At 38.3% G+C, this 16,973-nt stretch carries 18 protein-coding genes; all 18 read left to right on the top strand.

Annotated elements, in window-relative coordinates:
- The first annotated feature begins 7 nt into the window (after positions 1-7).
- The 18 genes from HMPREF0860_RS12715 (at position 8) to HMPREF0860_RS12805 (ending at position 16,970) form a co-directional block, all read left to right on the top strand.
- Complete coding sequence (locus tag HMPREF0860_RS12715; protein ID WP_021330761.1) at positions 8-229, top strand: hypothetical protein; 222 nt, start codon at positions 8-10, stop codon at positions 227-229.
- Between the two features lie 20 nt (positions 230-249).
- Positions 250-1,419 carry a hypothetical protein gene (locus HMPREF0860_RS12720; protein ID WP_021330710.1) on the top strand — a complete coding sequence of 390 codons (1,170 nt, stop codon included), beginning with the start codon at positions 250-252 and terminating at the stop codon, positions 1,417-1,419.
- Between the two features lie 124 nt (positions 1,420-1,543).
- Positions 1,544-1,738 (top strand): hypothetical protein, encoded by a 195-nt coding sequence (locus HMPREF0860_RS12725; RefSeq protein ID WP_021330827.1) that lies wholly within the window; start codon positions 1,544-1,546, stop codon positions 1,736-1,738.
- Complete coding sequence (vapC, locus tag HMPREF0860_RS12730) at positions 1,738-2,139, top strand: type II toxin-antitoxin system VapC family toxin (protein WP_021330653.1); 402 nt, start codon at positions 1,738-1,740, stop codon at positions 2,137-2,139. Before HMPREF0860_RS12725 ends, vapC begins: the two co-directional genes overlap by 1 nt.
- Positions 2,140-2,419: 280 nt before the next feature.
- Entirely contained in the window at positions 2,420-5,005 is a 2,586-nt protein-coding gene (gene clpB / locus HMPREF0860_RS12740; RefSeq protein WP_021330798.1) for an ATP-dependent chaperone ClpB, read from the top strand.
- A 578-nt stretch (positions 5,006-5,583) separates the two neighbouring features.
- Complete coding sequence (locus HMPREF0860_RS12745; protein ID WP_021330831.1) at positions 5,584-6,702, top strand: AAA family ATPase; 1,119 nt, start codon at positions 5,584-5,586, stop codon at positions 6,700-6,702.
- Positions 6,699-7,376: a DUF4276 family protein gene (locus HMPREF0860_RS12750; protein WP_021330666.1), complete on the top strand. Its 678-nt coding sequence runs from the start codon at positions 6,699-6,701 to the stop codon at positions 7,374-7,376. Before HMPREF0860_RS12745 ends, HMPREF0860_RS12750 begins: the two co-directional genes overlap by 4 nt.
- A 306-nt stretch (positions 7,377-7,682) precedes the next feature.
- Positions 7,683-8,081: a glycerol-3-phosphate cytidylyltransferase gene (gene tagD / locus HMPREF0860_RS12755; protein WP_021495850.1), complete on the top strand. Its 399-nt coding sequence runs from the start codon at positions 7,683-7,685 to the stop codon at positions 8,079-8,081.
- Positions 8,082-8,146: 65 nt separating this feature from the next.
- Positions 8,147-9,724 carry an oligosaccharide flippase family protein gene (locus HMPREF0860_RS12760; protein WP_156005629.1) on the top strand — a complete coding sequence of 526 codons (1,578 nt, stop codon included), beginning with the start codon at positions 8,147-8,149 and terminating at the stop codon, positions 9,722-9,724.
- Positions 9,725-10,888, top strand: a complete 1,164-nt coding sequence (locus tag HMPREF0860_RS12765) for an alkaline phosphatase family protein (RefSeq protein ID WP_021495855.1) — start codon at positions 9,725-9,727, stop codon at positions 10,886-10,888.
- Positions 10,885-11,367 (top strand): hypothetical protein, encoded by a 483-nt coding sequence (locus tag HMPREF0860_RS13860; RefSeq protein WP_038082489.1) that lies wholly within the window; start codon positions 10,885-10,887, stop codon positions 11,365-11,367. Before HMPREF0860_RS12765 ends, HMPREF0860_RS13860 begins: the two co-directional genes overlap by 4 nt.
- On the top strand, positions 11,357-11,926 hold the full coding sequence (locus tag HMPREF0860_RS12775; RefSeq protein WP_280455376.1) for a CDP-glycerol glycerophosphotransferase family protein: 570 nt from the start codon (positions 11,357-11,359) through the stop codon (positions 11,924-11,926). Before HMPREF0860_RS13860 ends, HMPREF0860_RS12775 begins: the two co-directional genes overlap by 11 nt.
- Positions 11,927-13,180: an oligosaccharide repeat unit polymerase gene (gene wzy / locus HMPREF0860_RS12780; protein WP_021495849.1), complete on the top strand. Its 1,254-nt coding sequence runs from the start codon at positions 11,927-11,929 to the stop codon at positions 13,178-13,180. It begins immediately after the preceding gene.
- Positions 13,158-14,201 (top strand): glycosyltransferase, encoded by a 1,044-nt coding sequence (locus tag HMPREF0860_RS12785; protein ID WP_021495844.1) that lies wholly within the window; start codon positions 13,158-13,160, stop codon positions 14,199-14,201. Before wzy ends, HMPREF0860_RS12785 begins: the two co-directional genes overlap by 23 nt.
- 31 nt (positions 14,202-14,232) lie before the next feature.
- Complete coding sequence (locus HMPREF0860_RS13680; RefSeq protein ID WP_021495847.1) at positions 14,233-15,324, top strand: glycosyltransferase; 1,092 nt, start codon at positions 14,233-14,235, stop codon at positions 15,322-15,324.
- A gap of 15 nt (positions 15,325-15,339) precedes the next feature.
- The gene (locus HMPREF0860_RS12795) at positions 15,340-16,188 is read left to right on the top strand and encodes a glycosyltransferase (protein ID WP_021330542.1); all 849 of its coding nucleotides are present in this window, start codon (positions 15,340-15,342) and stop codon (positions 16,186-16,188) included.
- 281 nt (positions 16,189-16,469) lie between these two features.
- Entirely contained in the window at positions 16,470-16,718 is a 249-nt protein-coding gene (gene rpsP, locus HMPREF0860_RS12800; protein ID WP_021330539.1) for a 30S ribosomal protein S16, read from the top strand.
- 18 nt (positions 16,719-16,736) lie between these two features.
- Entirely contained in the window at positions 16,737-16,970 is a 234-nt protein-coding gene (locus tag HMPREF0860_RS12805) for a KH domain-containing protein (protein WP_016521604.1), read from the top strand.
- The last annotated feature ends 3 nt before the right edge of the window (positions 16,971-16,973 follow it).

Here is a 16,973-nt window from a genome sequence, read left to right on the forward strand (position 1 = left end):
TGCTGTTATGATGGACAAAAAGACAAAAGAATGCATACGGATGCTGCGCAATCTCGTCTCCGACGTGCAGGGCGCGCCGTATCCCGGTGATGATATAAAGTCGGAACTGTATACGATATGGTATGAACACGCACAGCGCGCTGCAGTCGAATGCTTTGAATTTCTCGACGCCAATTTTCCGCGCGACAAAAAAGCGATTACCAAGAGCATCGAAAAAATTCTCGGATAATGTAAGGCCGGAGATTTGTGATGACAGCTCCGAAAAAAATTATTAATTTCAGCAGATGGAAGCCGCACTCTTCGCTTAAAAAAAACGGTGTCGTGTGGACTCGCTATATCTTTACCGGCATCGACAGCGTATCCGGTGCAGAGCAGTTGTTTTTTGTAGAATGGGAAATGCTCAACGCGGGCCTTTCTCCGGACGAAAGCGTACTCGGTTTTAAACCGCGTACGGCGATATCTGAAGATGATTTGCAGTATGCGCTTGCGGGAACGGAAGCCGCATTCAATCTCCGATCCGAATCGATCGTAACGCCGTCGTACGTCGCCGTGCGTGCGGGAACCTTCGGTGTAAAACCGAAACAGATTTGCAGCTATTATGCCCTCAAAGACGTTACAGGTGGATTTCGGCTTTCTCCGATTACCGTCGGAAACTGTTCGTTCGGTGAGGAAAAGATTTCCGGCTCTCTTTCGCGTACGACAAAAGAGCGTGCAGCCCGACCCGAATACTTTTGCGATGCGGGCGAGATTTCGTGGGATCTGCGCTGTGAAATCCGAAAGCAGTTTTCCGCCGGCTATAAAAAAAGTTCGGAGAGATGGATTCCCGTAGGAGCGCGTACGGCGTTTTCGGGAAGCATTACGCTCGACGGCCGCGAGTTCAGCGTACTCCCGAAAAAATCCTACGGTTATATCGACGTGCATTTTCTCCGTACCTTTCCCGCCCCTTATTTTCATATCTCGTCGTCGAATTTGACGAGCCGCATCAGCGGAAAGGCGCTGTTCGATTCGAGCTTTACAGTACAGGGAATCTTCGAAGACAGCCTTGCCCTCGCGCTGGAGTTTGAAAATACGGACATCGCGCTTGAGGCGAAAAAAAGAAGTGCATCGGAAAAAATTTTGTGGGACTGTACCGAAATGCCTGCCGACGAAGAGGGCGAGCGGCTGCATTGGTCGGTGAGCGCCGATACGAAAAAATGGGTTATCGATATCGATATCGTATGTCACACGTCGAAACTCTTTGTGCGCAATATCGAACTTCCCGAAGGAAACCGAAAAGTGCTCAAACTGCTTGCGGGCGGAAGCGGAACGGGAGAAATCAAATTGTACCGCCGCATCGGCAAAAGCCTTGAAATAATCGAAGACGCGCACGTCGCTTTTGCGCTTTGCGAATTCGGGCAAGCCGAAGACGGCGAAATCTGAACGCAGCCGTCTTCTATTATAAAACTGATGTGGCTGATAAGTATGTCAGCATTGCAATAAAACAGCTGGTTTTTTCAGTAAATCATGCTATAATAAACATGATTTATTGAAAATGGAGGTCTTTATGGTCTCGACTGCATTGAAAGAAAAAGCGATGGATTATTTTACGCTTCTTGATGATGAAAAGGCTCAAATGGTTATTTCATATATGGAATCGTTTGATTATCCGGCAAAAACAAAAAAGAAATCTTTAGCAGACTTAAAAGGTAAAATTCAATTTTCAGATGATTATGACTACAAAGCTATGCGGAGTGTATAATGATTCTTGTGGACACTTCAGTTTTTATAAATTATTTCAAGGGAAGAGAAACTAAAGGAATAAAATTTCTCGATAATTTGATACAAAGTGAAGAGCCTTTCTGTATTAATGAGTTTATTTATCAGGAAATTTTGCAAGGTTCAAAAGATGAAAAAGAATTTTCAACCTTAAAATCTTATTTGAAATATATCCCCTTGTATTCGCTTAAACTTGGCGTACAATCATTTGAAAATGCCGCCCAATTGAATTTTAGATGCCGAAGAAAAGGCATTACAATCTGCAGCACAATAGATTTGCTTATTGCAGAAACTGCGATTGAGAATAACATTGCTCTTTTGCATGATGATGAAGATTACGTAAATATGTCGAAAGTCATTACTGAACTTAAACTCGCTGTATAATGGCTAACACGAAGTTCAATGCCTACACCGCAGTCAAGCTGCAGTGCGATTTCGATTACGGTTTGCCGCGGCACTTGCAACGAACGCGAAGCGCGAAGTTCCCCGCACAACCTTGCAACGAGCACGGAGTGCGAAGTTCCCCGCGCAAACGGCAGGACTGTTGCTGCCGGGAGTGTCGCCGATTTTTTATGTGCACTCTATTTTTTAGGGAATACAATTTCCTATATCGTTGTCATAGTAAATTCTTGCTTTATTCGCAATTCGTGAGTATGTTTAAAGCATGGATTACGAACATTTTACACTTAAAACGCAGGATGCGCTGCAGCAGGCGAGCGCTCTTGCTCAGCAAAAAGATCACAGTGAAATAGGACTCGAACATATACTCGACGCGCTTTTAAAGCAAAAGGACGGTATCGTCCTGCCCCTTGTCGAGCGTATCGGCGTGCCTGTCGAAACGCTGCTTCGAGAAAACGATGCATTGCTCGCTTCTTACCCGACGGTGAGGGGTAACGTGCAGATGTCGCTTTCATCCGAAGCGCAAAAAGCGCTTGCAAAAGCCGAAAAAGCGATGGCGGATTTGCACGACGAATATCTTTCGACCGAGCATATATTCCTTGCGATGAGTGAATCGGACGGGCGTACGGGCGATATGCTACGAAGGCACGGTATCGACCGTAAAGCGGTTTTGGACGCACTGAAAGCCGTGCGCGGCAATCAGCAGGTAACCGGTAACGATCCCGAATCTTCGATGCGCTCGCTCGAAAAATTTTGCCGTGATTTGACCTCTCTTGCACGTCAAGATAAAATCGATCCGGTTATCGGACGCGACGAAGAGATAAGGCGCGTCATGCAAGTGCTCTGCCGCCGCACGAAAAACAACCCGGTGCTCATCGGAGAGCCGGGCGTCGGAAAAACCGCCATCGTCGAAGGACTTGCGAGACGCATCGCGGCGGGAGATGTTCCCGAAAGTTTGAAAAACAAGCGCCTCCTCGCCCTCGATTTGGGTTCTCTTGTCGCAGGCGCGAAATTCCGCGGGGAATTCGAAGAGCGGCTTAAAGCCGTCATCACGGAAGTGCAAAAAAGTCAAGGACAGATCGTGCTCTTTATCGACGAACTGCATACGATCGTCGGTGCGGGCGCGTCCGAAGGTTCTATGGACGCTTCGAATTTATTAAAACCGGTGCTCGCTCGCGGAGAGCTTCGGGCGATCGGAGCGACGACGCTCGACGAATATCGGAAATACATCGAAAAAGATGCGGCGCTCGAACGGCGCTTTCAGCCGGTTTATTGCTCGGAACCGTCGGTCGAAGATACGATCGCGATTCTTCGCGGCCTGCGCGAAAAATACGAAATTCACCACGGCGTGCGGATCGACGACGAAGCGCTTGTCGCGGCGGCAGTCCTCAGCAACCGCTATATCACGAACCGCTTTATGCCCGACAAAGCGATCGACCTCGTCGACGAAGCGATGAGCCGGCTCAAAATGGAAATCGAAAGCCAGCCGACCGAGCTCGATCAAATCGAACGGAAGATCATGCAGTTGTCCATCGAAAAACAGTCGCTCGCAAAAGAAGACGACGAAGCGTCGAAAGAGCGGCTCGCAAAACTCGAAAAAGAACTCGCCGATCTTTCGGCGAAGCGCGATGCGATGAAGCTCCAGTGGCAAAATGAAAAAGCCGATATCAACAAGAGCCGCGATATCAAAGAAAAACTCGAACAGGCGCGCTTCAATGAAGAAAAATATACGCGCGAAGGAAACCTTGCGAAAGCCGCCGAATTGAAGTACAGCATTATCCCCGATCTGCAAAAGAAGCTTTCCGCCGCAGTGGAAGCCGGCAGCAAAAAAGAGGGCGGACGCGAATCGCTTTTGCGGCAGGAAGTGACCGAAGAAGACATCGCGCGCGTCGTCAGCGAATGGACGGGAATCCCCGTCGCAAAGATGTTGTCGAGCGAAAAGCAAAAATATTTGCAGCTCGAATCCGTGCTGCATAAGCGCGTTATCGGACAAAACGATGCGGTACAGGTCGTCTCCGACGCGATCCGCAGAAACCGTTCCGGCTTGAGCGATCCGAATCGCCCGCTCGGAAGCTTTTTGTTTATCGGTCCGACCGGCGTCGGAAAAACCGAACTTGCAAAAACGCTTGCGGACTTTTTGTTCAACGATGAAAAATCGCTTACGCGAATCGATATGAGCGAATATATGGAAAAGTTTTCCGTTTCGCGTCTGATCGGCGCTCCTCCGGGATACGTCGGCTACGATGAAGGCGGACAGCTTACCGAAGCGGTGCGCCGCCGTCCGTACAGCGTCGTGCTTTTCGACGAAATCGAAAAAGCGCATCCCGACGTATTCAACGTGCTGCTCCAAGTGCTCGACGACGGACGTTTGACCGACGGACAGGGGCGCCTCGTCGACTTCAAAAATACGATCATCATCATGACGAGCAACCTCGGAAGCGATGTGATCCTCGACGCCGATACGCCAGAAAAAATGCACGACGCGCGAATAAAAGTGAGCGAGATGCTCAAATCGACGTTCCGCCCCGAATTTTTAAACCGCATCGACGAAATCGTCATGTTCGGCCGCCTCGATCAAAGCTGTATTTCGGGCATCGTCAAAAACCAGCTCGAGCGCGTATCGCACAGGCTCGACGACAGACGAATTAAAATCACGTTCGACGACAAAGCCGTCGCTTTCCTCGCCGATAAGGGATACGATCCCGCGTTCGGTGCGCGGCCGGTAAAGCGAGCGATTCAAACCTACGTGGAAAATCCGCTTGCAAAAGAGCTGCTCGAAGGAAAGTTTTCCGACGGGGCTGCGATCAAAGTGACGGCAAAACCGGAGGCAAGCGGACTTTCGTTTGAGTGACGGAAGCGTGTGCGCGGCGTAAATGTGCACGACGTGCCGGCATGAAGCGACGGCGTAACAGATGCAGACGAACTGACGGTTGAGCGAGGCGATAAGTTAGTCTTTCGGAATCTGCGTTCGGGCGGAAGGGGCTGTCAAAAAGATAAGCGACTTTTGAGGCAGCCCTTGCTTTAGTCAACGATGTATTTATTAAAACAGCATCTCTGTGTGAAGCTGCGTCGTATCGCGTAAAAGAGAATCGATCGACTCGTTCAGCGTTAAAATAAATCAGAAGAGTTTTATGGAGTGTTGAGAGATTAATGCCCTGAGCCGGCTTTACAAAGACGAAGTCGACTGATATAGTTGTATTATAGAAAGTTAAATGATAAGTAATTGTGACGAACGGTTAAACGAAACACTGAAATAGCGCGTTCCGTTTAACGGCGCGTTTGCCGAAAGGCAAACATCGCGTATCGACGTATGTGCTTGCGCGCACGTAATTATACAGATCTTAAATCTGAAGTTTACTTGCTGTATAATTTTAAGGAACGGTATATCTATAAAAGCAATAACGGATAGGTGAATTGAGGACTGTTTTAATGGGTGACAGATCGATTTTAAAAAGAATAGAACTTTCCGGTTTTAAATCTATCGGTTCTGATAAAAATTCTTTGGATTTGGAATTATCGGATATAAATATCATTATAGGAGCTAACGGTTCAGGTAAAACAAATCTGCTTTCTTTTTTTAAGATGCTGAACTATATGATGACCGGAGCGTTTCAAAACTATATCGGTAAGTACGGTTCTGCGGAAAATCTTTTATACTTCGGTTCGAAATGTGAATCCCTTATTCATTCTCGCCTTACATTTGCTAATAATAACGATACGGATGTTTATGCTATAACTTTGGTAAAAAGCGTACAGGATTCTTTGATTTTTTCAAATGAATCTATAGAGTGGAGAGGCAAAACATACGAACTTGCCGGAGGTCAAAAAGAAAGTTATTTAGCTTCTCATGAGCTGAAGTATAATAGTGAAAAAATTATTAAGCATATTTTATCAAATTGTAGGACGTTCCAATTTCATGATACGTCGATGTCTTCTCATATTCGTACTACAACGGAGGTAGAGAATAACCGTTATATTATGAGTGACGGCGGGAATATCGCGGCATATCTCTATATGCTAAAAAAGACCCCTGCATACGGAAAATACTATAATAGGATAGTGGAACGAATTAGATTTGTGATGCCGCAATTTCATGATTTTTTTCTGGAGCCGCAGGCATTAAATCCTACCTATATAAAATTAAGATGGTTAAGTATCGATAATAACGAATATACTTTCGGAGCGGAACAGCTTTCCGACGGTTCGATTAGATTTATCGCGCTCGCAACGCTTTTTTTACAACCGCCTGAATTGCTGCCGAATGTCATTATTGTCGATGAACCGGAGCTCGGTCTGCATCCGCAGGCAATCGATATATTAGCTTCTATGATAAAAACGGCAGCGCAGCATGTCCAAGTTATTGTCGCTACGCAATCCTCTCGTCTTCTTGACAGCTTTGATGCATCGAAGATTATTGTTGCCGACTATGATGACGTTAATAAATGCAGCCTTTTTCGCCGGCTTGATAAAGAGCAGCTGCACGCATGGCTTGACGATTTTTCTCTTTCCGAGTTATGGGAAAAAAATGTTTTAGGCGGGCAGCCGTGAAGCGTATTTTTGTCGTGTGCGAAGGACAGACTGAAGTTAATTTTGTAAAACGCCTTCTTGCGCCTTATTTTGTATCTCAGGATAAAATTTTTATCCCTGTAACCGTACTTACAAAACGAGATAATCGGCAAGGAAAAATGTATAAAGGAGGCATGAGCAGTTTTGCTAAGGCGCATATTACAATTGAGAAAACGCTTGCAAATCTTAAAGATAAAGACACGTTTGTTACCACTATGTTCGATTTTTATAAGCTTCCGAGCGATACTCCCGGTATGGATAAAATGACGGATATAAATAATTCCTATAAAAAAGTTGAACTATTGGAAAATGAAATACGTACTTTCGATATTAAAAGATTAACTTTTGATGCGTATTTTCCATATATACAACTGCATGAGTTTGAAAGTTTCCTTTTCGCCGATCTTGATAGGCTGGCGGAAGCATATTTTGACTATGATATAGGATCGCTGAGAGAATGTTTGATAAAAATTAAAAATCCTGAGCTTATTAATAACGGTGAAGATACGGCGCCGTCCAAAAGGATACTTTCATGTATACCGGATTATGATAAGGTTGTTACAGGTATTTCGATTCTTGAGAAAATAGGAATAGAACGACTGAAAGAAGTTTGCAAACATTTTTCCGAATGGATTAAGAAACTGGAGCAGCTGTAAAAAATTGATATATGAGGCATCTCGGAAAACTCGCCTTGGACGATTTTTTTTCAAGATTTTGACGAGTTGTAACTCATTGTATTATCACGAGTTTCAATATCGCATTTTCAAAGTTACCAATGGTTTTTATTCTTACTAAGGGATTTCACAAAATCCTTAGATGTTATATATTTTATCATAATGAGCGTAATCACTCTTGCTTTTTGTGTTGTAACGTAAATTCTAAGGATTACGTTTTTTTGTAAATTTGTTTTAAACTCGAAATTTCGGCTGTTAGATATTTTAAAATAAAAAGGAAGCGAGAAATTGAAAAGGGTAATAACATACGGAACTTTTGATTTGTTACATTATGGACATATTAACTTATTAAAAAGGGCAAAATCTTTGGGCGATTATTTGATTGTTGCATTATCAACAGATGAATTCAATTGGAATGAAAAACAAAAAAAATGTTATTTCAATTATGAAAAAAGAAAACAATTGCTTGAGGCAATAAGATATGTTGATTTGGTTATTCCGGAAGAAAGTTGGGAGCAAAAAGAAACAGATGTTGTCTTATATCATATTGATACATTTGTAATTGGAGATGATTGGAAAGGAAAATTTGATTTTCTTAAAAAAAAGTGTGAGGTTATATATTTAAAAAGAACTCCTGAAATTAGTACAACGCAGATAAAAAAGGATTTGAATCATAATTTAAAATAACGATAGGCTCATATGAAAGTTGTAATTGATTAAGATATTTTATTTGTGTTATAATTTTAAAAATTGTGTTTGATAAAGTTATGTCGGAAAGATCAAGAAAGAAAAATTCAATAATAAATTCCGCTTTTGGACTTTTAAATAACATAATTCATATTTTTTTTGCTTTTTATTTAAGGAAAAAATTTGTTGAAATTTTTTCACCGGAATATTTGGGGTTGTATTCTTTTTTTGACAGCATCTTTGGAATGCTGATTGCTCTTGACTGCGGAGTTTCGAGCAGTATTTTTTTTCAAATATATGAACCGATTGCGAAGAAGGATAGAAGACATATTGTTTCTATTTTTAATCTTATTAAAATTATTTATACGTTAAGATCGATATTGGTTCTCTTAATAGGATTTATTATATCATTTTATTTGAAGAGTTTGCTTAAAGGTACAGATTTATCATTTCACTATATAATAAAATGTTATAATATTTATATGATTTTTAATTCGGCCAATTATTTTTTTGTATTTTATTCGTTTTATCTTGAAGCTCTGCAGAAACGATTTGTTACTTCTATAATACAAATTGTTACCTATGTTCTTGAAGTAACGACTAAAATTTTATCCATCTTTATTTTTAAAAGTTTTATTTTATATTTGATTTGCAGTGTAATTTTTATCTTGATAACTAATATTACCTGTATGGTTTATGTATACAAAAAAGAGCCGTATCTGTTAAAAAAATCGAAAATCGAACAGGGTGATCTGAAAAATATAAAAAAGTTATTTGGAATGGCGTTGCATTCATTATCAGCCGTTATATCAAGATACACAGATACTTTTTTGATCTCGAGTTTAACGGGACTCGTTAATACAGGGATATTTACTAATTATAAGACAATAAATACAAATGTAACGGCATTGCTGAATCAAATTACGTCTTCTATAAAAGATCCGTTTAGAAATTATATCATCTGCGAGAATAGAAATAAAGTCGAGGCTATGTTAAATGATTTGAATTATATGATTTTTATTCTTGCCAGTGTATGTGCATCATGTATCTTTTGTCTATCGAATGATTTTATTGTGCTATGGTTAGGGGATTCATTTCTTTTGTCGCAAAAGACCGTATTATTTATGACACTCACTTTTGAAATGTCGTTTATGAATTATTTTATCATCGATTGTTATTATCTAACACAATCTTATTATAAAGATAAGAAGTCTCCGTTGATAGAATTGTCTGTAAATTTTATAGTGTCTTTACTGCTCGGATTGAAATACGGAATCTTAGGTATAATGATAGGTACTGTTTTATATTATTTTGTTCAGACGATCTTGCGTACAAAGCGGCTCTATAAATATTTTTTTAATAAATCATGTTTAAAGATATTGCTTAAACAGTTGTTTTTCTTTTTAATAAGCATAGGGGTTGCGTTGTTATTGAATTTTATCTATCGCTGTATTTTTATACATATAACTGTTTTGAATTTTCTATTAAAAATTATATTTACTGTTGTTCTTAGTGTGATGCTTATTGTTTTGCTTACAATGCGAATTCCCGAATTCATTTATTTTAAGACTATGGTTGTTAAAGTTGTCTTAAATTTACCGGTTTTAAGAGGTATAAAGATAAGGAGAGATGAGATACTGTAAATGAAAATTTTGTTATGTTTTATCGATATGTTACGACCAGATTTATTAAATCTGTATGGTAATCGGTTTGTCAGTCAGGTTGATCTTTTTTTTGAAAAACTTGGCGGTACCGTATATAGAAACTGTTATACGCCAGGCCCCGATACGCCTCGAAGCACTGCTTGTATATTGACCGGTTGTTATCCCAAAAAGAATGGATGCGATGCAAGGGTTAAATATCCAAAATATTTTTTAAAAAAAAATATCTCAACATTTCTGGATGTATTGAAAGATAATGGTATCGCATTAAAATTTTATTTGGATCGCTATAACGTTGATATAGGTTTTTTACCGCAAGGATTTTATACGGACGAAAATCTTTGTGGAAGTGATCTGGTTATCCAAGATTATTTGGATAAATTTACAGTTAAAGAAGATTCGTTTAATTTTTTCTATTTTCCGGATTTTCATAATACCGTTATGGATATGGATTATTCCGAAAAGACCCCGCAAATAGGTCTGAAAAAGCTCTACTGTATTTTGAATATTTTAACCGAAAAATTGGATTTCAGTAATTTTGATTACTGCATTTTTCTTTCCGATCACGGCTATCGGTTAAAACGAGATATGCACAAAAACTTGTTAGATTCTTATAGAAGCCGAATTTTTTTATTTGTTCATAAAAAAGGTGATGAAAAAATAATATATAGCGATAAATTAAAATCTACCCTCGATATCGCGCCTATGATCGCGCAGTTATATACCGGTAAAGAATTTAAATGCGACGGAATGAACCTGTTATCCGAATATGAGCATGAATATGTTCTGTTGGAGGATCATGCCGATTTCTCTGTAAAACTCAACCAGAGTATTGAGCGATATGGAGTGATTACTCCTTCTGGAAAATATTTTACGGATTGTTCGGGATGCTGGGAATATTCGGGGGCTGTACTTTCATCCGATATGCAGAAGTATTTTACGTCGTTGTTGGAAAACAATATGACACAATATAAAGAAAATGAGTTTCTATTTGAACGCTTGCAATTTTATAAAAAAAATATATATCTGAAATATAACTCGGATGGGACATTGCGGAGAAAGTCTTTAAAATTAAGATTTAAAGAATCTGTTTTCTTTGGATGGATAAAGAAAGTTACATATCCTATTGTAAAGCATCTGATATGAAAAACACCTATGGCCGATATTTGACAAGGAAAATTGCTCAAAATAAATTCATCGCGTTGCTTTGTTTTCCTGCTTTTATTTTTGGGAAAATAATCCCTAAGAATAAAAAACTTAAAATTTTCGGATCGATGAACGGATATGATATCGTTGACAATGCAAAATATATGTTTATCAACGAATTTCGGGAGGGATATTATTTTATAACAAAAAATAAGGATAAGTTATCCACGCCGATTTTTAAGAATGTATACCCGATTTATTGCTTTTCGATACGCGGATTAATTTTACAGTTATTCGCTGCAGAAGTTTATTATACGCATTCGATTTTTGATTTTTTTTCACCACTGATTATGGGTGCAAAAATTATTGCGCTATGGCATGGTGTTCCTGGAAAAAAAAATCAATACGGCATTGCCGGAGCAGCAAAAGTATCTGAAAAAAATTCCGTTCGTTATTTATACATATATTATGCCGTATAAATATTATGCGTATTGTAATGAGGTATACTGCCCGGCGAATAATTTGATAAAAATCTATAAACAATCCTTTAAGATCGGTAATCCTAAAATAATAATTCATAAACAACCTCGGAATATCTATGCAAAAAAATATGAAAAAACGCGGCAAAAAAGAATTTTATATGCGCCTACTTACAGGGAAAACGGAAATATATATGCGATGATGGATTCATTAGGTTTCTTTCAAGATAATATTATACAATATATAATCGATAATAAAATCGATTTCGTTATCCGCCCGCATCCGATTGATATGCAGCAGTTGGAAGCCAAAGATTTACCCAGCTGTTATAAACTTGACAGATCGGGGGATATTTACGATTCTATCGGAAGCTATAATTTGTTGATTACCGATTATTCATCTTTGTATTATGACGCATTGGAATTGGAGATTGAAGTGAAAATACTGCAGAACGATCTTAAAAAGTATTGTCAAAAGAACGGTTTATTTGAGGAATTTTATGATTATATTTTGAATAATTCATATTCAAAACTTGATTGTATTTTGGAAAATTTTTAAATGGAATTAAAAAAGAATCGGAAGATCGGCATTAATAAAGCCTTTTTGACAATTTATAGCTTCTTTGTAATTATACCGTTATTTGTAAATGCATTATGGATTATTTTTTTGAAAGAATTCAGGGCAGATTTTTCATATTCTGCTATTACAGTCGAATTGAATAATGAAACCGTTTTATTTATCTTTCTTTGCGGAATTTTGTTTTTTGTATTTCTTTTGTTTTTATATTTGTTATTTAACAGATATCGAATCGTGTTGTCGCATAATTTTTCAATCGAAGTTGATAGAAAAAAACTTGAAACCTATATTATCTTTATACTTCTATTGAATTATATATTTTATCTGGCAACCGGTATCGGTAGGGCAGGTGGGGCGTATGTTCAGAAAAGCTATGCATTTTTAATCTATTTTTGGAATTTCGATTTCTTTTTTTGGATTTATTATTATCGATATGCCGAAAACAGAAATAAAAAATATTATTTTATTGTGTTTTTATTTTGCTTTTTACAATTCATACAAGGATGGACTGCTTTTGTATTTAACTTTTTTTTATGTGAACTTTTTATCCGCTGTCGCGATAGAAAATTTCGATTTAAAACTTTCTTTTTAATTCCGCTGTTTTTTCTTGGCGGAGGCCTGCTATATACGGTAATGTTTCCGTTAAAATTTTGGATCAGGACAGGAAGTCTAAAATGGATTTCGCTGTTAGATGGATTTTTGAGGCTGTCTGAGAGAATGTCTTTTTTTTCGACGAGTGCTGTTGCTGTGCAAAACAGTGAAAAGATTGTCAGTCTTTATCATCGCTTTAATACGGAGTATGCTGAGGCGATGTCTTTCTTTTCTCCATGGGTTCCCTCATTTATCTTAAAAACGAAAAGTTTGCGTTTAATTAATAATTTAGTTATGCTGTCCGCATATCCTGATTACGGTACCGACACTTCAGCGGGATTGGGTTTTTGTTATCCGTATATTTTGTATAAGCTGGGTATACGGTATCTATTGTTGTTTTTAATTGTAGTTCTAATTTATACATTCATATATAAGCTTATGATAGATGCTATAGCCGTTAATACTGAAATGAATTATAATTATTCGTCGTATATGTTCTTTCTGGCCGTGCTAAATGTTTTTAACGGATATACGTTTAGACGATACGGAATGTTTATCCCGGCTATTTGGACATTTGTAATGTTGTTGCTGTTAGGTGTCTTTAAGATAAGGAAAAAGAGCCGTGAAAATTCTTTTTGTTTATAATAATCCGTTAGATGGTACTTTCGGCGGAAGTCAGAGGACGATTCAGAATTTAAACGGGTTAAAATTATTTGCAACAGTTGATTTGTTTAAATTTGAAAAAAAAAATAAGCTATATACTTTCCTTAACAGCTTAATAGGGTATATTGGGAATAGCAGTATTAAATTGGAACGGCAATTAATTAAAAAAATACGTGCAGGTGACTATGATTATATTTTTTTCGATCAAGCGATTTACGGTATCATTTTGAAACACCTGTCGCGAAAAACGGTAATTCCTTGTATTGTCCATTATCATAATAACGAAGAAGCTTATTACCGGGATCTTGTTAGAGTCGAAGGTTTAAAATACCTTTCGATTTATTTGGCTGCCAAATATAATCAATATTATTCAAAAAAGTTTGCAGCTAAGAATTTATTTATTACGAAAGAGGATGCAAAATCTGTCGGAAAGACACAATATGAAAAAATTATAATACCGATAACTTTAAAAGACATATTCTCGAATAACGATTTACAGAGTCGGGATGGAGAATCTTATATATTATTTGTCGGTGCAGCAACGTTTGCAAATGTGGAGGGAGCAAAATTTATAATAAGGGAACTGGCCCCTGTAATCGATAAAAAGTTTGTGCTGATAGGAACGAAGCTTAAGACGGAAATCGAAAAACAAAAAATTATGTTACCGGATAATGTAGCTGTCTATGATTATGTCGACAATCTAAAAGAGTATTTTTTAGGTGCGGCTGCTTTTATATCACCCTTATATTTCGGCTCAGGAATGAAGGTAAAGTTAGCGGAAGCGATGATGTATGGAAAGAAGATTATCGGAACACCCCTGTCTTATTTTGGATATGAGGTACCGTGCGATTGCAAAGTTTGTCATACTGCCGCAGAATTTAAAAAAGAAATTGCAGCTCTAAATTGGAGGACTCTTTATTATAAAAGTTCACGGATTGTCTATGAAGTACATTACTCCAGCGAATTGGATGCGAAATATTATGCAAAAATTTTCGCTTGCTAATTTTTATGAATAAAAATATCGAATAGATTATATGAAGAAAATATTATTTATCACTGCTTTCCCTCCGAATCAAAGGACGGCAGGACAAGATTATTCGAGAAGATTGATTTTTGATTTAGTCAATAAAAATTTTGAAGTATCGCTTATATATGCTGAATATCCGGGACATGAGGTAGAATTACCGAATGCAGTACAGATACTAAAATCTTTTAAACCGTCTGTTTTTCATTGTTTAAAGAAATTGGGATTTCATCCTTTTTTTACGAAGCGGTATGATTTTCAAATTTTGCGATATATAAAAGAGAGAGCCCATAAATTTGATGTTTTGTATTTTGATTTTTCACAAATACACATCTATTCAAATTATGTGCCTCATCCTTTTAAGATACTGATGTGTCATGATGTCGTGTTTCAAAAATATATGAGACGAGGGGGTGTACAATTACCATGGATAAAAAAAACGGATGGAAGCCTTTTAAAAACTGCACGACATGTAATTGCATTCAGTAGCAAAGATTGTATATTGCTTGAACGGATATATGGGGTGGATGCACAAAGGGTCAATTTTTATTTAAAAACAGGTAAATTCAACTATTTGAAAGAATACATTGGTAAAGAGGATTCGTTTTGTTTTTATGGAGCATGGAACAGATCAGAGAATTATGAAGCATTGGAATGGTTTATCGATACGGTCTATCCAAAATTAATAAAAAAATATAAATTTAAAGTTATAGGCGGAGACCTTTCGGATTCTATGAAAAAGATTATAGAACGTACCGGCGATTTTCAATATCTCGGTTTTGTTGATAATCCGATAGCGGAAATTGCTAAAAGCGTAGCTCTTATCGCTCCCTTAAAAAAAGGTGCAGGCGTGAAGGTGAAAGTTATCGATGCGCTATCTTCCGGTACACCTGTAATCGGTTCGGATGTAGCATTTGAAGGTATTGAAGATAACATAAATTATAAGCTTTTTTATAGATGTGCAACAGAAGATGATTATATATCCGTTCTGGAAAATTGGACAAAAAAAGAAATCGGATTTAGACAAAATGCCGCTGATGAGTTTTTTTCGCGATATAATGCAAATCATCTTCCGGATTTACTCGAAAGTATGATTAAATAATAGACTAAGAACGATATGAAATTAACAGTAAGCATTGTACTTTATAAAACGGATCCTAAACAGCTTATGAAAGTTGTTCAATGTGTATTTTCTTCAGGCGTTGCAGATAAAATCTATTTTATCGATAATTCTCCCGATGATTCTTTACGGAAAGTATGTTTAAAATTCAAAAAATCGGAATATATTTTTAATAATGCAAATATCGGTTATGGCGGAGCTCATAATATTGCATTGCATAAAGCTATTGAAAATGGCAGCGATTACCACGTTGTTTTGAATCCGGATATTGAGTTTAAGCAAGATGTGTTATCGAAACTCATTACGTTTATGGATGCAATGCCGGATGCGGTTTACGTTCTTCCCAAAGTTGTTTATCCGAATGGAAAATTGCAGTATTTATGTAAACTTCTTCCGACGCCGATTGATTTAATTTTGCGTCGCTTTTTACCGAAGACAAAATGGACACAAAAAAAAGATGCGTATTATTCTTTGCAGCATTCGGGTTATGATAAAATTATGAATCCCCCGTGTCTCAGCGGTTGTTTTATGTTTATGCGACTGAAAGCGTTAAAAGAAAATAATATCTTTTTCGATGAAAATTATTTTATGTATTGTGAGGATTTTGATTTAATCCGACGCCTGCACAGAATTGGTAAAACTCTGTATTATCCGAAAGTTACGATAATTCACAATCATACAAAAGAAAGTTATAAGAGCAAAAAAATGCTTTTTGCACATATACAATCCGCTGTTAAGTATTTTAATAAATTCGGCTGGTTTTTTGATGCGGAACGAGAGCGGATGAATACTCAAATTTTACGGGAAATTGCGTTTGCAAATGAGAAACCTGTCGGTCATGAATGATGATGGATTTTATATTCGATACGCGTATTCCGGTAATACACATAGACCGAAAATGATTTACTGTAATTGAATCGGGGATAAGGGTATTAATGTTTTTTGTCGTAGCAGAAGAAGCATATACAATATTTCAATTGTAAAGAGTATGTAGGAGGCTTGTTTTCTTTACTTTTCCCCTCCGATTGACGCTCTCCCCCCGCTTCCGCTATAATAAATATTCGCACCGATGGGTGCGCTATTTTAGGACTTGACCCTGTTCGGTTCGAGTTCTACGGAGGATTACAGTGGTCAAAATCAGACTGAAAAAGTTCGGTACGCAAAAACGTCCTTACTATCGCGTCGTTGTCATGGATGAGCGTTCTCCGCGCGACGGCCGGGCGATCGAAGAAATCGGTACGTATATGCCGATCGAAGCTGCTGAAAAGCAGATCAACATCGACGTCGAACGCGCAAAGTATTGGCTCGGGGTCGGCGCACAGCCGACGGACATCGTCGGTAAGCTGCTCAACAAACAGATCCGTTCCGCAAAGTGATTGCATCGAGGCGGCTGAATGGAAAAGGATTTAATCGAATATATTGCAAAGTCGCTTGTCGATGATCCTTCCGCGGTTTCGGTTACCGAAGCGGAGGGCGAACGCGGGCCGGTTTTGCAGCTGAAAGTGGCCGAAAGCGATATCGGTAAAGTGATCGGCAAATACGGCCGTATCGCAAAAGCGATGCGCACGGTGTTGAGCGCATCGGCGGCAAGGGACGGAAATCATTACAGTCTCGACATATTAGACTGACGG

Origin of the sequence: Treponema socranskii subsp. socranskii VPI DR56BR1116 = ATCC 35536 (genome assembly GCF_000468115.1) — a bacterium.
GTDB lineage: Bacteria > Spirochaetota > Spirochaetia > Treponematales > Treponemataceae > Treponema_D > Treponema_D socranskii.

Excerpts from the sequence above, each read along its gene's own strand:
- clpB (WP_021330798.1), top strand. The coding sequence starts at position 2,420 with ATGGATTACGAACATTTTACACTTAAAACGCAGGATGCGCTGCAGCAG.
- wzy (WP_021495849.1), top strand. The coding sequence starts at position 11,927 with ATGGAATTAAAAAAGAATCGGAAGATCGGCATTAATAAAGCCTTTTTG.
- HMPREF0860_RS12795 (WP_021330542.1), top strand. The coding sequence starts at position 15,340 with ATGAAATTAACAGTAAGCATTGTACTTTATAAAACGGATCCTAAACAG.
- HMPREF0860_RS12715 (WP_021330761.1), top strand. The coding sequence starts at position 8 with ATGATGGACAAAAAGACAAAAGAATGCATACGGATGCTGCGCAATCTC.
- vapC (WP_021330653.1), top strand. The coding sequence starts at position 1,738 with ATGATTCTTGTGGACACTTCAGTTTTTATAAATTATTTCAAGGGAAGA.
- HMPREF0860_RS12775 (WP_280455376.1), top strand. The coding sequence starts at position 11,357 with ATGCCGTATAAATATTATGCGTATTGTAATGAGGTATACTGCCCGGCG.
- HMPREF0860_RS13680 (WP_021495847.1), top strand. The coding sequence starts at position 14,233 with ATGAAGAAAATATTATTTATCACTGCTTTCCCTCCGAATCAAAGGACG.
- HMPREF0860_RS12745 (WP_021330831.1), top strand. The coding sequence starts at position 5,584 with ATGGGTGACAGATCGATTTTAAAAAGAATAGAACTTTCCGGTTTTAAA.
- HMPREF0860_RS12765 (WP_021495855.1), top strand. The coding sequence starts at position 9,725 with ATGAAAATTTTGTTATGTTTTATCGATATGTTACGACCAGATTTATTA.
- HMPREF0860_RS12805 (WP_016521604.1), top strand. The coding sequence starts at position 16,737 with ATGGAAAAGGATTTAATCGAATATATTGCAAAGTCGCTTGTCGATGAT.
- HMPREF0860_RS12720 (WP_021330710.1), top strand. The coding sequence starts at position 250 with ATGACAGCTCCGAAAAAAATTATTAATTTCAGCAGATGGAAGCCGCAC.
- HMPREF0860_RS12725 (WP_021330827.1), top strand. The coding sequence starts at position 1,544 with ATGGTCTCGACTGCATTGAAAGAAAAAGCGATGGATTATTTTACGCTT.
- HMPREF0860_RS13860 (WP_038082489.1), top strand. The coding sequence starts at position 10,885 with ATGAAAAACACCTATGGCCGATATTTGACAAGGAAAATTGCTCAAAAT.